The sequence below is a fragment of the Dehalobacter sp. MCB1 genome (assembly GCF_003590275.1).
GTDB lineage: Bacteria > Bacillota > Desulfitobacteriia > Desulfitobacteriales > Syntrophobotulaceae > Dehalobacter.
The window spans coordinates 23,390-38,399 of sequence record NZ_LXPC01000008.1 but is presented as its reverse complement, the minus strand read 5'-3'; the positions used below and the strand labels follow the sequence as shown (position 1 = coordinate 38,399).

The window sequence follows — 15,010 nt, the reverse complement described above, 5'->3', positions numbered from 1 at the left end:
CTTCCTCACCATGAATTCCTGATTTCTCCACATGCCGATAGCTACCTATTTTTTTCATTATATTCTATTAATATAAAAAATTCGACATATTTCATTGATTACAATGTTGAATATTTCAGATAAATTATTTGAATATATTAGGTAAATTACATTGTATTTATTGATTAAAATTAAAGCTGCCGACAAAATCTGTCGGCGGCTTTATTATCTGAAGCTTTTTTGATTTCTTATTGATACTTTAGTACTTTTATTCGCAAATCCTACTTATATTGATTCGCCAGTCTCTTCTTCAGATTTTCTGCCACTAAGGCAGGATCAATCGGATTTCTGGCAATACCGGATTCAATTGCCGCTCTAGCTGTTGCGGCTGCGACAGCAGCGGCAACTTCGGGATTAAAGGCACTTGGGATAATGTAGTCAGCACATAATTCTTCCGGTTTGACGCAGTCGGCAATGGCCTGGGCGGCAGCGATCTTCATCGCATCGTTGATATCGGTCGCGCGAACATCAATCGCACCGCGGAACATTCCCGGGAAAGCCAGGACGTTGTTGATCTGATTGATAACGTCGGAGCGTCCGGTCGAGATAACAGCAGCACCGGCATCGAGAGCTCTTTTAATCGGCCAGATTTCCGGGATCGGATTGGCCTGAGCAAAGACGATCGGATCTTTGGCCATGGATTTAATCATCTCTTCGTCAATGGAATCTGGAGCTGATACGCCAATAAAGACGTCCGCACCCTTGATCGCATCTCTGAGGCTGCCTGTGCACATTTCATAATTTGTCTTTTCAGCGATTTCGTCCTTATATTTATTCATACCTTCAGGGCGTCCCTTATAAATCGCACCTTTGGTATCGCACATAATAACGTTCTTCAGTCCCATACTCATCATCAGCTTGATAATTGCAATCCCGGCAGCTCCGGCGCCGTTCGTTACAACTTTGATTTCATCTATACTCTTGCCGACAACCTTCAGCGCATTAAAAAGACCCGCCAAGGTAACGACAGCCGTTCCATGCTGATCATCATGGAAGATCGGGCCTTTAAAATTATTGCGGGCTTTTAACTTTCCTTCAATTTCAAAACATTCGGGAGCTTTAATGTCCTCAAGGTTAACACCGCCAAAGGTCGGGGCCATTAACTCGACAAGCTCAACAATTTTATCAATATCATTCGTATTTACACAAATGGGGAATGCATCAACGTCGGCAAAGGCTTTAAACAGAAGGGCTTTTCCTTCCATGACAGGCATAGCCGCTGCTGGGCCAAGGTTGCCAAGTCCGAGAATGGCTGTTCCATCGGAAACGATACAGACATAGTTGGCATGATTGGTGTAAACATCGAGATTCGCTAAATCTTTTGCAATTTCTTTCACAGGATCAGCCACTCCTGGGGAATAGGCGAGCGTCAAATCGTCCCTGTCATTGGCAGGAACCGTTACTTTTACTTCAAGTTTACCAGGCCTTACGGCGTGAAACGCTAAAGCCTCTTCACGCAGGTTTTTAATCCGGGACATTCACATCTTCCTCTCACTTTGTGGTTTTTTTCGTTTTATTTTTGGCTTAAGTCTTTTTTATTCAGTATGCTTTTTTAAGTAATACATTGTCGTTATTTGACACATTGCTTATGTAAACAAATTATGAAAGCGTTTCGTTAAATTATCTCATGAATGAAAACAAAAAATCAACCATTTTGTTTTTGAAAGTAAGTATCAGAATCGGTGAAATTATCCTCTGATGTTGGGATCAATACGTTATATTGATTTGAATGGATTAAATAGCGGATATCACAATGTCTGGCCGCCCCTACAGGGTAGCCAGACATTGTGTCACTCGAGTCATATAAAACTTTAGAGCAACCTTAGCTCAAGCTTCTTTCGCTTCAATCTCAGCTTGAGCAGCCAGAATATCTTTGGCATTCAGGTATACGGGAGTATCCACCATTTTTCCGTTGTAGGATACGGCTGCTTTTCCTTTGGCAATACCCTCTTCTTCGAATACTTTGACAACGCCGTTAGCCCATTCGACATCGGCCGGATCCGGAGCATACAGACGGTTGGACGGTCCAACCTGACCCGGATGAATAATCATACGACCTTCATAGCCCATCTGCTTGCCGTCGGCAACGTTCTTTTCAAAAGCGGGGATATCCTGGTAAGCAACGAATGGTGCGTCAATTGCTACAATACCGGCTGCACGGCAGGCAACACCAACTTTGGCGCGTCCCCACAGCTGCTCATTCGCTTCGGAGGTCAGTTTGATCCGCATGTCGCGGCAATAATCTACTGCACCAAAAATAGCATTCACGTTACGTTTGCTGGCCATGCAGCACTCATACGCATTCATAATTCCTTTTGCTGTTTCAAGCAGCATAGAAATTTTGATGGAACCCACTTCCAGACCCCTGCGGCGCTCCAACTCTTCGAGTTTCCAATCCAGACGTTTAACATCATCAGGATGTCCGGTCTTAGCAAGCGTTACGCCATGAAGGCCTTCCCAAACGACAGCCTCAAGGTCATCGTTGGTTAATTCTGTTTCCCAGTTGTTAATTCTGACATAAACCTGGGAACCATTGGACCCGGCATATTTCAAATTCTCGGCAATAATTTTGCGTGCATTTTCCTTCTCCGCCGGTGGTACGGAATCCTCCAGATCCAGTGTGATGATATCAGCAGGAAAGCTTGGCGCTTTCTCAACCATCTTCGGGTTATTTCCCGGTACGTAGAGAATCGATCTCATAACAGCCATTTTAAGATGCCTCCTATTTTTACTGGAATTAATAATTATTCCTTTATTTTCTCCTTCAAAATAATTGGGATATCTATTGGAGTTTCAGCGACAAAACCGCCTGCTTTAAGAACAGCTTCAATTTTGCTCTTCGCGGACCCACGTCCGCGTTCAACAATATTAGAAGCATGGGAAAAACGCTGGCCTTCGGGAGCCCATGCTCCAGCCACGTAGATCACAAAAGGTTTTGTGAATTTGCCTTCCGCAATCACATCGGCACATTCCTCTTCCTGAGAGCTGCCGATCTCGGCATAGACGGCTACACCTTTTGTTTCAGGATCTGCTTCGAATAAGGGCAGCAAATCAGCCATAGATGTTCCAAGTACAGGCTCGGTTCCGGTATGAACGACTGTACTTACGCCGAAACCACCTTCTCTTAGTACCCAGGGGATGGTCCCTGATTGTCCGCCACTGCGCGAAAAGACACCAATATTACCTTTCTTGAAGAACTTGTTAGCCCACTCGACATTGCCGCCAAGCCAGCCGACAACTGCTTCTCCCGGTGTCAGAATGCCAATGGATCCTGGGCCGATTAAGCGGGTTCCTCTCAGCTTGCAATAAGCGACCATTTCCATAATATCATGGATAGGTGTTCCTTCAACGCACGGAATGATATTTTTGACGCCCGCGTCGGCAGCTTCAAAAACAGCGGTTTTTAGAACGCTGCCCGGCACAAAGATGACGCTAAAGTCAATTTCACCTTGTTCTCTGGCAATTTCCTTAACCGTATTATAGACGGGGATATCATGAACCTCGTCCCCTTTTTTTCCGGGGCTGGTTCCGCCGATGACTTTGGTACCATATTGTTTCATGTATTTGGTTCTTACAGACCCTTCACGGCCGGTAATTCCCTGGATAATGACTTTAGACTGGTTACTGATTAAAATGCCCATTCTTATCCCTCATTTTAGTTTTGAAATAAACTATTGTAAACCACGTTTGGCCTGATAGGCATCAAGGCCCGTAATCGGAACATCGATGGTCAAAGCCTTATTCCCTTCGAACTTGCAAGCGATCTCACAAGCCAGACATTCTGTTCCAAGCCGGAGAACTTCCTCCGCACCCAGATGCTCGACGGATGGTTTTCCGTCGGCAATTTGGAGCAGTCCTCTGGCATATTTTTTACAAGCTGCTGCGCACGCTTTGGTTTCACATGTGTCACACTTGCTGGTATCGATGCTTATGGTAATACTTTTTTCTTTGATTTCCAGCATGGCATTTCCCTACTTTCTTTGAGCATCTTTTTCTGCTCTGTATTCTTTGGCCAGAGCCAGAAGTCTTTGACCAATAAATTTAGTATCTGTGACATGCTCTTTTCCGTATATTTCAATTCTTTTGCCAATCCCGTCCGGAGTCATCAGCTCTGCCAGGCCCTTGCACAGAATCTCCATGGATTCATCCTCGCGATTGCCGCAGAGTAATAGAACGCAAGGCAGGCCGGGCTTCTTGGGAAGCTCTTCCCATAGTACTTTGACAATCGCATTGGCATGGTGCCATTGCTCCTGATTCGCCATCATAAAACCGCCAAGAAGATAACCATCAATATTGGGCTGCGATAATACACACTTGGCAACACGATATATTTTGGATCCGACAGGATTGCCGCTTGTGTCGGCATAGTTGGCAGGCTTAAGCCCTACCTGATTCAGTGCATCGAGTCCCATCATCGCCGAACCACCGCCAATTGGGTGATAACCGATATAGCCGGGACTTACTTCATCGTATCCCATATTCATCAGGAAGCCCGTACCGCGGGCATCTGTTTCTTCAATGCTCCAGCCGATCATATCGAGTTCGGTGACTTCACCAGGCAAATCGCGGGCAATTTTAATGTCAAATTCCGGATGACGGCCCACCGAGCTATTGTCAATCTCCATTTTACAGTCCGCACAGATCAGGTTTCCATCCTCCGTCATGACAAAAGGATTGATCTCCAGGGTCTGGCAGTCATACTTTTTGTACACTTGAGCCAGTTTGGTCAGAAAAGAAGCAAACTTGCTCAAGTCTTTATTAGGAATGCCGGCAGAGGCACAGAAGTCAATCGCATCATAAATCTGCAGACCAAAAATGGGGTCGATATTCATCTTAAAAATCAGTTCTTCAGGAACACTCTCAATATCCATGCCGCCTTCTGAGCTGAACATCAGCATCGGGCAGCGGGCGTCTCTCGCATTGTTAATGACAAATGAACAATAATATTCTTTTTTGATCGCCAGTTTTTCCTCAATCAAAACCTGTCTGACGGGGAGCCCTTTTACTATCTTGGACAGTATTTCAGCTGCTGCTGCCGAAGCTTCGGACGGGGTTTTAACCAATTTCACAATCCCAGCCTTTCCTCTTCCTCCTGCCTGAACCTGACCTTTGACAGCAACGGACTTACCAATCCATTCTGCCGCTTGTTGTGCTTCTTCCGGAGAAGATGCCGGCCTGCCCTTCGGTACGGGTATTCCCGCTTTGGCAAGCCATTCCTTACCTTGATACTCTAGAAATTTTGCCATCCGTAATCCCTTCCATATCGTCGTTTTGATCTGATACCTTGTTAACCTAAAATTGTAATAAAATGGCGAGCAGATTTTTTTAAGCCAAGGAAAGATTGAGGCGTACTGAAGTATGGTGATTGATGACAGCGCAGTATTGCAAAAAATATGCCGCCAGGATATATAAGATTTTAGAATTAATAGGGTACTAGGGCTTGTATATACTGAACGAAAACTCAAAAAATTAAAGGAATACATGGTTATTCCTTTTCCTTTAATTTTTTTGTTTATTTATTATAGTGATCTATGTACCGTTCGTTATTAACTCACCTTATGATTATTATAACGAAATTATTTGCAAAAACAAGACTAAATACAGCGAATAGCATGATTTATTAGGGAAAAACCAATCTTAAAAACTTAATCAGCTAATGCCTGGGCAATTGCTTTGCGGGCAAGTTCGTCACATCGTTCGTTCTCAGGATGTCCAGAATGGCCTTTGACCTTGACCCAGACAACTTCATGCTTTGCCGTGAGTTCTAGAAGTAATACCCAGAGATCACGATTCTCAACCGGTTTCTTTTGAGAACTCTGCCAGCCATTCTTTTGCCAGCGGGAAAGCCATTTTTGTTCGAACGCATTAATTAAATAGGCGCTGTCACTGTGGACTTGGACACTGCAAGGTTCTTTCAGGGCTGCCAGTCCTTGGAGTGCCGCAGTCAGTTCCATACGTTGATTGGTTGTATTTGCTTCAAAGCCACTAATCTCTCTTTCATATTCGCCATATTTTAGGACTGCCGCCCAGCCTCCCGGTCCGGGATTACCTGAACAGGCTCCGTCCGTATAAATTTTTATACTTTTTACAGTCATTGAACCCCCTATTTTAAGTAAAGAATCAGGGCATTTTCATCACAATTAGGAAACTTAACACAATTGATGCATTCTTTCCAGACCTTATGGGGCATTGAATCCTTTTCGGTGATTTCGAATCCCATATGTTTGAAGAAATCTACTTGATACGTCAGGGTAAATACCTTGGGGCAATGGAGCTCCTTGGCCTCTTCCAAAAGGAGCTCAACAATCTTGCGGCCTAAGCCCTTCCCTCTATAGCTTTCATCAACCGCCAGTGCCCTGATCTCAGCGAGATCATCCCAGGTAATATGTAAAGCGCCGGTTCCGACAATCCGGTCATCCTCCACCGCTACAATGACCTCCCTGATTCCCTCATACAGTGCACTTCGAGTTCTGGGCAGCATGAGTCCCTGTTCAGCATAGTAATTGATCAGGTTAATAATGTCTTCCACATCGCTTAGCTTTGCGTGTCTATAGGTTACCATCTTTTCTCCTTTATCCGTCCGTGTTTCCCGACAAATGTTAGAATGATCATTCTCTTTACCACAATCTTACTATGCATCGATCCCGAATGCAATGAAGTTATCTTTTACTCCTTTAAAACCTTCCGTCCGCCATTCTTTGGGCATGATCATCAATGGATATTTGTCGGGCTGCTTCAGCCAGGATTGGCACAGACGCAATTCTTCCATGTAATCGGCTTCGCAAAAAAGGAATATTTTGCGGTTCCACTCCAGTTGCGAATATCCCGGAAAACCTTGATGATGCTTCGCATAGTTTTCAAAAGCTGAAAATACTAGCAGCGTTTGTACAATTTTTAGCGATGGTTTCTCCAGAATAGGTTTAATAATCCTAATAGATTGATCCCGTTGGAAAAAATACAGTTGCCGGCTTTCAATCAAATCACTGAAGTCTCTTGGATACCAAGGAACCTCCAGGTACTTTCCAAAATATTGGGGGATAAATTCCCTGTCATAGATTATCTTAAGATCTAATAATTCCCTGGAATCAAGGCTGCCATTGATCTCCATATTTTCCAGCAGTTCCAGTATCCCGTTAATGGCTCTGCAAAATTCATCATTAAGATTCCCGGAAAAATCGACCCATCCCAACTTTAGAAATTTGGAAGCAATATTTTTATTCCTGGTCCATTTTACTTTAGTAGACAGTTCAAACTTGTTCCCTTTCTTTTTAAACTCGGCAATTTGAATATTTCCCCAGCAATAGGTGATTTTATTCTTTTCGGATACTGCCCGGACTCTTCTCTTAGCCAAGCTTTCAAAATAGCGGTTGATCACCATCAGGTGATTCCAAGCCACCGGATTTAATTCTCTTTGCCAGTGTTCCCAACCGGGGTGCAACTCTCCTGTATCCAGCCGAAAAAAGCCTTTATCGTAATCTTTTTCTGACAGGACATATAAATTTGGGGTTAATTTTTCCCGCCAAAAAACCGTCCTGGCAAACAGCATGCCTCCTATTTGAGAAACCGCACCTAAAAATACAGGAGAAAATTCTTTTGCCACATAATAAATCAAAGTCCTGCTGCCATTTCCTAGATGCCCTCCCCACAAAATCCCTCCTAGAAGGAAGTCTTCCTCCCGGTAAACTCCCTGCGCAGCGATGATCCCGACTCTGAAACTGATATCCCCGGCACTGAAATAATCAAACTGGGAAGGCAGATGCCAACCTTTCCTGACCTCTTCTGGACATTCTTCCCATCCGGATACACTAAAAATGTCCGGATTAGCATCCCATAATTCCTTCCATTTTATATTCAAGTCAAATCCTCCCTTTACAAGCTGTTTTTTTATTATTACGCTTGATAAAGGCAGGAAATGACAAGGTATCTTTTTCAATTATAAAATTATAGAAAAATTAACCCGGGTAAACCCGGGTTCTTTAGCTGATGGTCAAGATAGAATATAAATTTTTTATATATATTTCTGTCTATTTGTTTAAATTTTCCCTAACGCCTAATTGCATATAAATAACTTCTTCCCCGATATTCGTACAGTAATCCCCGATTCTTTCGATATAGCGGGTTGCTAGAAGCAGGTAGACAGCCTGGCCAGATATTGCCGAATCTTGTGCCATCATCTCGTTAAGTTCGTTAAAAATCAATTTATAGTAATGATCCACTTTGTGGTCGGTCTCAGCCAATGACCGTGCAAGTTCAATATCTTCATAGATAAAAGCCTGGACGGCCGTACGCATCATTTGGATTGCGATCTCAGCCATTTTCGGCATGTCGATCAACGGCTTGATCAGTGGATCGGGTCCAATCCGCAAGGATACTTTGGCAATATCGACGGATAGATCGCCCATTCTTTCCAGAGAGGAAATGATTTTATAGCTCGCAACAATATTGCGGAGATCCGAGGCAAACGGCTGCTGGGTTGCAACAAGGTGGGTACAGAGCAGTTCGATGTCCTGCTCAGAATCATTGATCAGGCCGTCATCGCTGACTACCTTTTCCGCCAGAGCCATATCCCTGTTCTTCAAGCTTTCCATGGCCTGTTCCAGCGCCTTCTCAACTAACACGCTCATTTCTACTATTTTTTTCTTAAGCTCCTGAAGCTGATCTTCAAATTTATGGCGCATCGTATCCCCCCGAATGTGACTTCATCTGCAAAATGTGTAATGTAATATAAAATAACATACCCTAATGTACAAATGATAACAAAGAATTTAATTCCAAAGCAAGCTATCTAGGATGATCCATCATCATGCTTATTAAAGCACTGGAAATTGTAAATAGTAAGGGTATAATAGAATAGGGATGGGATTAAAGCAAAAAATACAAAGGAACTGAATGATGTTCTATCGGATCAAACAATTACTCAATGCGTTGCACCCGGTTGTAAATGAGAATGAATACTCCTGGCTAAATACCGTACTGTCGGAGCGGGAAAGACAGCTATTTCTGAAGCAGACCCTTACAGAACAGAGGCATGCACTCGATGTCGCCCGGGATATTCAGGAACGAAGCAGTTTTATTGAAAATGGTTATGGAAAAGAAGTTTACCATAGCCTTTTAAGTGGTGCGCTTCTCCATGACTGCGGAAAATCCGTGATTCATCTGCTTCTGTGGCAGAGGATATTTATTGTTATCTTTAATTATTTACCTGAACGGACCAAAAACATCATCCGCCAAAGCAAATCAGTTTTTGGCAAGACGGTGGTGATTTACACTCAACATCCTGACTGGGGGAAACGGCTGGCCGCCCGGGCCGGACTCTCTCCTGAAATCCAGTGCTTAATCCAAAATCACCATACCCCACAAAATTCTTTGGAAGAAATCCTCCATCAAGCCGACAACCGGCACTAGTTTCAAAGTTACCCGTACAGTAATTCCAAAGTAACTTGAACTATTAAAACAAACTTTCACAAACTACAGACTATGTCTCCGCAATGGATGGCCAACGTCAAGCGTAGTACGATGCAAGCGCGTCTTTTGACGAAAGCGGCCATCCATTGCGAAAATAGCCCAAGCAAAGGCTTTAAACTGCTATTCTTTCAAATAATCCTTAAGTTCATATAATTCAAAATCCTGCGAATAAACCGGTTTATGCTGGTTTATCTTTTTGTATTTCTGAAGATATCTGCTTTTTTGATCAAGCTTTTGCGTAAGGATCTTATTTTCCTTTTCAATCTGCTCAAGCAGGTCCATAAGGACTCTCCTGCTTAAACGCAGATTATCAAGCTGTTTTTCCAATTCCATAATTCTATGAGTTAACAGGACGGTTTCCTCATTCGTGCTCAAACTTTCATCTCCCGGAACAGAATTATATTCTTATATAGTTATTCTATACGCTTCAGATTGTTTTTAATCCTTCCCGGCTAAAAAAGTTCCAACCCGCTGAACCGCTTCCTGAAGCCTTGTCTCATCCTGAACCAGGCCAACCCTGACATATCCCTCGCCATACCGGCCAAAGGCAATGCCCGGCACGATAAGAACACCAGCCTCGCTGGCCAGTTCAAGCGCAAAGGATAATGAATCTTGCTTCGTAGGCACCGGGGCCCATACAAACATGGATCCTTTGGACCTGTTCATCTTCCAGCCGACTCTGGCACATCCGTCGACCCAGATATCCCTTCTGTTTTTATACGTCTGCTGATTGGCAAGGATGGTCTGATCACCACCGCTTAAGACAGTAGCTCCGGCCTTCAATACAGGCTGAAAACTTCCATAGTCAATATTGGATTTGATGGTCTCCAGCGCTCTTATGACTTCTTTATTGCCGACCACAAAGCCAAGTCTCACTCCGGCCATATTATACGACTTGGAAAGGGAATGAAACTCTACCCCTACCTCCTTTGCTCCTTTGGCCTGCAGAAAGCTTGACGGACTATAGCCGTCAAAAGCCAGTTCCGTATACGCAGCATCATGGCAAACCACAATTTCATGTTCGGAGGCAAACCTAACAACTTCATTAAAGAAAGCCATCGATGCAACTGCAGCAGTTGGATTATTTGGATAGTTGAGGATCATCAATTTGGCCCGGTCAGCGGTCTGGGGGGCAATTCGATTAAGGTCCGGCAGAAAGTCGTTCGTTTCCAATAACGGCAGTGTAACCTTTTCACCTTCGACCAGCGCCAATCCGTCTGAATAAATCGGATAACCCGGATCAGGGATAAAAGCAGCGTCACCCTTATCAATAAATGCCCAGAAAATATGCGTTAGACCATCCTGGGAACCCATGACCGGAAGCACTTCCGTCGCAGGATCAATAACAACGTTAAATCTTCTTTTATACCATAATGAGCAAGCTTCCCGAAACTCCGGAATTCCTCTGGTCAGTGTATAACCATACGCTTTTTCATCGAGGCTCTGCTCACTGATTATTTTTCTGATCTCCAGGGACGGAGGCAAATCAGGGCTCCCTACACTGAGATCAATGAGCGTTTTCCCTTCACGTTTAAGCTCTTCTTTCAACGAAGCCAATTGTGAAAAAATCGATGTTTGCAGACTTCCCATTCTTGCTGCGAGCTTCATGTCTTCTTCCTCCTCAGCTGCTCAATTTGTTGAATGGTCTCCATACCGACTCCCCAAGAGCCTAATTTTATGCCAGGCTTAATCGCATGACCATGAAAATCAGATCCGCCTGTAATCAGAAGGCTCTTCCTTTCTGCCAGTGCTCTAAAGTAATTTCGTTCCTCCGCACCGTGGTCGGGATGATAGACTTCAATTCCCTGCAGCCCTGAGTCGACCCAGGCGGCAATCTCGGGTTCTGTACATTGGCTGCCCGGATGCGCGAGCACGGCTACGCCTCCGGCTTCTCTGATAATTGTAATAGCTTTGACAGGATCAAGCTTATACCTGGGAATGTAAGCCGGCCTTCCTATCTTTAAAAATCTCTCAAAAGCGTCTTTCAGATTAGCGGCATACCCGTGCCTAATCATGGCCTGAGCCACATGGGGTCGTCCGACAGAATCTCCGTTCACAAACTGACTTACTTCATCAAATGTCAGGGTGATTCCAAGTTGTTCCAGCTTCTGAAGGATCTTTCTTATTCTTTGCACTCTTTTTTCCCGCAGTTCTTGTAGCCTGATATGAAGGACCTCATTGCCCTCCTGTAACCCATACCCGAGGATATGGACTTCCTTGCCGACCCAGTCGGTGTTAATCTCGATGCCTTTAACCAGACAGAGTCCAGTCTTGGCTGCAGCCCGCCCTGCCTCCCTCCAGCCATTAATGGTATCATGATCCGTGATGGCCAAAGCTTTCAATCCGACTTCTGCGGCAGACTTAACGACTTCTTCCGGTGTAAGGATCCCGTCTGAAGCAGTCGTATGACAATGCAGGTCGGCCTCAAATCTTGTTTGGTATTTCATGATGTTTACCTCTAAGAATTTTCACATTAAGACATCGCTCAAAAACCTGACATAATTCCCATAACATATTTTGGCTATTTCGTTCTGATTAAAACCGCACTGAGACAATTTTTCCACTAGATCCAGAAATTTCCCGACATTTTCCAGACCTTTTGGTGTCGTCTCGATTCCGTCAAAATCTGATCCGAAGCCAACGGTATCGACTCCCGCTACTTCTGCGATGTGGCAAATGTGCAGGACAACATCATTCATAGTTGCTTTTCCGGTCTCACTCAGGAAATCTTCACAGAAATTGACTCCGACCAAACCTTTCTTGTCTCCTAGCGCACGCAGCTGGTGGTCAGTCAAGTTCCGGCGATGGCCGCATAATGCTTTGGCACAGGAATGGGAAGCAAGGATCGGACGTTCAGAATGTCTCAGAACATCCCAAAAACCTGCCTCATTTAGGTGGGAGACGTCGATTACCATCCCAAGCTGATTCATTCTTTCGATGACCTGAAAGCCAAAACTAGATAAACCGCCACTTCCTTCGCTTTCCCCAACGCCGTTGCCGATCGCATTCCTTTCATTCCAGGTAAGGCCAATGCTTCTGACTCCAAGCCTGAAAATCAAATCAAGCATAAAAACGTTTTCCCCAAGAATTTCTCCGCCCTCAATATTGATCAGCAGGCCTAGCTTATTGGTCCGGCCTAATTGGGCTGCGTCTTCTTGAGTTTTTACTAAAAATACATCACTGGAATTATGATCAATAAACTTAAGTGCAGCTTCGATCAATTCCAGCCCTCTCCAGGCCGCCTGAAACGGTTTGTGTTCACTTTCAATATAAGCAGCCAGAAACTGCAGGCCCAGATTGGCCTGTTTTGCCCTGCTCAAATCCCAGTGTCCAAATTTCGCTGTTTCTTTTAAATTTCTTTTTCCGGCAGCAAAATCTCCAATGCTGTCGCAATGCCCATCAGCAATCCATATGTTCTTCATGGTCAAATTTAGCTCCTTTATTTATATTCTAAAGGATAATCGGGCAGAAGGCTACGCATTAAGAAAATCTGACTGATGCCAAGCCTTTGATGACTGCCTTAGTTGCACTTAGAATATTAGAAAGTACGAAACTTTCTGATATACTAAAAAAACCTGCCCCTAAGCAGGCAGGTTTAGAATCATTGGGTTATCTGGGTTCGACAATCAGTTTAATCGCGGTCCTCTCTTCGCCTTCAATTTGGATATCAGTGAAAGCTGGAATACAAACCAGGTCAAGACCACTCGGAGCAACAAAACCCCTGGCGATAGCAACTGCTTTCACTGCCTGGTTTAATGCGCCTGCGCCAATTGCCTGCAGTTCAGCTCCGCCTTTTTCCCTGAGTACTCCTGCTAACGCTCCTGCTACTGAATTAGGACTTGATTTTGCTGAGACTTTTAACACATCCATTATCTAATACCTCCCAATCAATCCTTTTTACATGTATTTCCACTTTAATGCTATATACTATTCGCGTAATAGTAAAAAAATCCTCTTTTTAGAAATGTCTGATTTTCGTATTTTTCGCCCAAAAAAAACCTGCACCTCATTTAGCGCAGGATGTCTGTTTCTGTATAGGAATAATACGCTGCGTTTTGCCGTTTTTTTCATCTATTTGAAGCACCACAGCGTTCAGCTGGTTCACTCCGTTGGCCACTTCAAATCTTACCGGCATCTGCGTCAGAAAATTGTTGATAATAATTTCTTTTTTGACTCCGAGGACTGAATCCCGCGGGCCAGTCATTCCAACGTCTGTAATATAGGCCGTACCCTGGTCCAGTATCCTGGCATCCGCAGTCTGGATATGGGTATGCGTTCCAAGAACTGCGCTTACTTTGCCGTTAAGAAACCAGCCAAGCGCAACTTTTTCCGAAGTTGCCTCGGCATGAAAATCGACAATGATCACCGGGGTCTCCACAGCCATCATATTGATGATTTGATTCACCATCGTAAAAGGATTCTCTAACGGTGGCAGAAAGACTCTGCCTGATAGATTGATAATTCCCGTCTTTATTCCGTTACGAATAACAAAACCATAGCCTTTTCCCGGAACCCCTTTCGGATAATTGGCAGGCCGGATCAGCTTGGTTTCATCATCGATAAACTTTATAATTTCCTTTTGGTCCCAAACATGGTTGCCCATCGTCAAAAAGTGGATTCCGTAATCATATAGCTCATAGGCGACTTCTTTGGTGAGCCCCCGCCCGCCCGAGGCATTTTCAGCATTGGCAATCACCAGATCAAGTTTATGCTCTTTCTGGAGTTCTGGGAGAAAAGCAGCCACCGCTTCTCTTCCCGGTCTACCGACGATATCACCAATAAAAAGAATCTGCATAAGGTACTCCTTTATTTGCACTAGACCCTTGGTTCAACCATTGAAAACAAGTACTCTGCCGTCTTCTCGTACAGCTGTAATGTTTTTTTCTGTTCCGTTAGAACGTACAGCTGCCATCATATGATTAATAATTTCTTCCTGTAGTATGACCTCTTCTTCAGGCAGGCTGCATTCATCAGCAATCAGTTTAGCGCCAAGCTCGCTTTTCATGATTTCTACAATGAGATTGATTTCGGTGTGGGTAATGCTGCTTAAATCTCTGCTGATGATAATTAGATCCAGTTCCTGCTCAAATTTTTCGACATTAAACAGCTGAATTTTCCGGCCTTCAATCTGATGAAACAATTCCAGGGCCTGCCGAAGTTTAATCTGAAGCGCTTCGAAACCGCACTCCTTGACGACCAGGAATTTCAGTCTCATGGTCTGATACTCGTGACTGCAGCTAATCGTAACAACTTCCGGATAGCGCAGCAAAATAGAAACAAGTAATCCTGTACTATAATTAAGATAATTTGATTCAACAGTTACGACTTCTGAAGCGGTCATCTTGATAATCCTTTCCCTAATGTGAATTAAGTATTCTTCTCCAAAACATATAATAATTCTTCAAGGAGACGTAAAGTCCTTCCTAGAGTGCCCTAGCAATTATAACCTATTTTGTCCCGACATACCAATATAACGTAAACCTGTGCACTTAGATGGCTCAGAAAA

The 15,010-nt window shown here is 44.0% G+C and carries 17 protein-coding genes; 1 reads left to right on the top strand and 16 read right to left on the bottom strand.

What is annotated here, in order from left to right; genetic code table 11:
• Nucleotides 1-260: 260 nt before the first annotated feature.
• From A7K50_RS04480 to phoU, 9 genes are all read right to left on the bottom strand, one after another.
• Nucleotides 261-1,517 (bottom strand): malic enzyme-like NAD(P)-binding protein, encoded by a 1,257-nt coding sequence (locus A7K50_RS04480; RefSeq protein ID WP_119774794.1) that lies wholly within the window; start codon nucleotides 1,515-1,517, stop codon nucleotides 261-263.
• A gap of 349 nt (nucleotides 1,518-1,866) precedes the next feature.
• Nucleotides 1,867-2,748: a CoA ester lyase gene (locus A7K50_RS04475; protein WP_119774793.1), complete on the bottom strand. Its 882-nt coding sequence runs from the start codon at nucleotides 2,746-2,748 to the stop codon at nucleotides 1,867-1,869.
• Nucleotides 2,749-2,783: 35 nt separating this feature from the next.
• Nucleotides 2,784-3,680 (bottom strand): CoA-binding protein, encoded by an 897-nt coding sequence (locus A7K50_RS04470; RefSeq protein ID WP_020491735.1) that lies wholly within the window; start codon nucleotides 3,678-3,680, stop codon nucleotides 2,784-2,786.
• 30 nt (nucleotides 3,681-3,710) lie between these two features.
• Nucleotides 3,711-4,001 carry a hypothetical protein gene (locus A7K50_RS04465; protein WP_020491736.1) on the bottom strand — a complete coding sequence of 97 codons (291 nt, stop codon included), beginning with the start codon at nucleotides 3,999-4,001 and terminating at the stop codon, nucleotides 3,711-3,713.
• Between the two features lie 9 nt (nucleotides 4,002-4,010).
• Nucleotides 4,011-5,285, bottom strand: a complete 1,275-nt coding sequence (locus A7K50_RS04460; protein ID WP_119774792.1) for an ATP-grasp domain-containing protein — start codon at nucleotides 5,283-5,285, stop codon at nucleotides 4,011-4,013.
• A 399-nt stretch (nucleotides 5,286-5,684) separates the two neighbouring features.
• Nucleotides 5,685-6,134, bottom strand: a complete 450-nt coding sequence (gene rnhA / locus A7K50_RS04455) for a ribonuclease HI (protein WP_119774791.1) — start codon at nucleotides 6,132-6,134, stop codon at nucleotides 5,685-5,687.
• An 8-nt stretch (nucleotides 6,135-6,142) separates the two neighbouring features.
• A complete protein-coding gene (locus tag A7K50_RS04450) occupies nucleotides 6,143-6,601 on the bottom strand; it encodes an N-acetyltransferase (RefSeq protein ID WP_119774790.1) in 459 nt (152 codons plus the stop codon).
• A gap of 69 nt (nucleotides 6,602-6,670) precedes the next feature.
• Entirely contained in the window at nucleotides 6,671-7,894 is a 1,224-nt protein-coding gene (locus A7K50_RS04445; RefSeq protein WP_119774789.1) for a hypothetical protein, read from the bottom strand.
• Nucleotides 7,895-8,063: 169 nt separating this feature from the next.
• Nucleotides 8,064-8,717, bottom strand: coding sequence for a phosphate signaling complex protein PhoU (gene phoU, locus A7K50_RS04440; protein ID WP_119774788.1), 654 nt, complete (start codon nucleotides 8,715-8,717; stop codon nucleotides 8,064-8,066).
• A gap of 211 nt (nucleotides 8,718-8,928) precedes the next feature.
• Between phoU and A7K50_RS04435 the strand changes: the two genes are divergently transcribed.
• Nucleotides 8,929-9,444: an HDOD domain-containing protein gene (locus A7K50_RS04435; RefSeq protein WP_243103640.1), complete on the top strand. Its 516-nt coding sequence runs from the start codon at nucleotides 8,929-8,931 to the stop codon at nucleotides 9,442-9,444.
• A 180-nt stretch (nucleotides 9,445-9,624) separates the two neighbouring features.
• Here the strand turns inward: A7K50_RS04435 and A7K50_RS04430 are convergent, their stop codons facing one another.
• From A7K50_RS04430 to A7K50_RS04400, 7 genes are all read right to left on the bottom strand, one after another.
• Nucleotides 9,625-9,879 carry a hypothetical protein gene (locus A7K50_RS04430; RefSeq protein ID WP_119774786.1) on the bottom strand — a complete coding sequence of 85 codons (255 nt, stop codon included), beginning with the start codon at nucleotides 9,877-9,879 and terminating at the stop codon, nucleotides 9,625-9,627.
• Between the two features lie 63 nt (nucleotides 9,880-9,942).
• A complete protein-coding gene (locus A7K50_RS04425) occupies nucleotides 9,943-11,112 on the bottom strand; it encodes an aminotransferase class I/II-fold pyridoxal phosphate-dependent enzyme (protein ID WP_119774785.1) in 1,170 nt (389 codons plus the stop codon).
• Nucleotides 11,109-11,951, bottom strand: a complete 843-nt coding sequence (locus tag A7K50_RS04420; protein WP_119774784.1) for a PHP domain-containing protein — start codon at nucleotides 11,949-11,951, stop codon at nucleotides 11,109-11,111. Before A7K50_RS04420 ends, A7K50_RS04425 begins: the two co-directional genes overlap by 4 nt.
• Before the next feature lie 21 nt (nucleotides 11,952-11,972).
• Entirely contained in the window at nucleotides 11,973-12,926 is a 954-nt protein-coding gene (locus tag A7K50_RS04415) for a dipeptidase (RefSeq protein WP_119774783.1), read from the bottom strand.
• 187 nt (nucleotides 12,927-13,113) lie between these two features.
• Nucleotides 13,114-13,374, bottom strand: coding sequence for a stage V sporulation protein S (locus A7K50_RS04410; RefSeq protein ID WP_026156341.1), 261 nt, complete (start codon nucleotides 13,372-13,374; stop codon nucleotides 13,114-13,116).
• A gap of 136 nt (nucleotides 13,375-13,510) precedes the next feature.
• Nucleotides 13,511-14,299, bottom strand: a complete 789-nt coding sequence (locus A7K50_RS04405) for a TIGR00282 family metallophosphoesterase (protein WP_119774782.1) — start codon at nucleotides 14,297-14,299, stop codon at nucleotides 13,511-13,513.
• 33 nt (nucleotides 14,300-14,332) lie between these two features.
• Nucleotides 14,333-14,845 (bottom strand): hypothetical protein, encoded by a 513-nt coding sequence (locus A7K50_RS04400; RefSeq protein WP_119774781.1) that lies wholly within the window; start codon nucleotides 14,843-14,845, stop codon nucleotides 14,333-14,335.
• Between the last annotated feature and the right edge of the window lie 165 nt (nucleotides 14,846-15,010).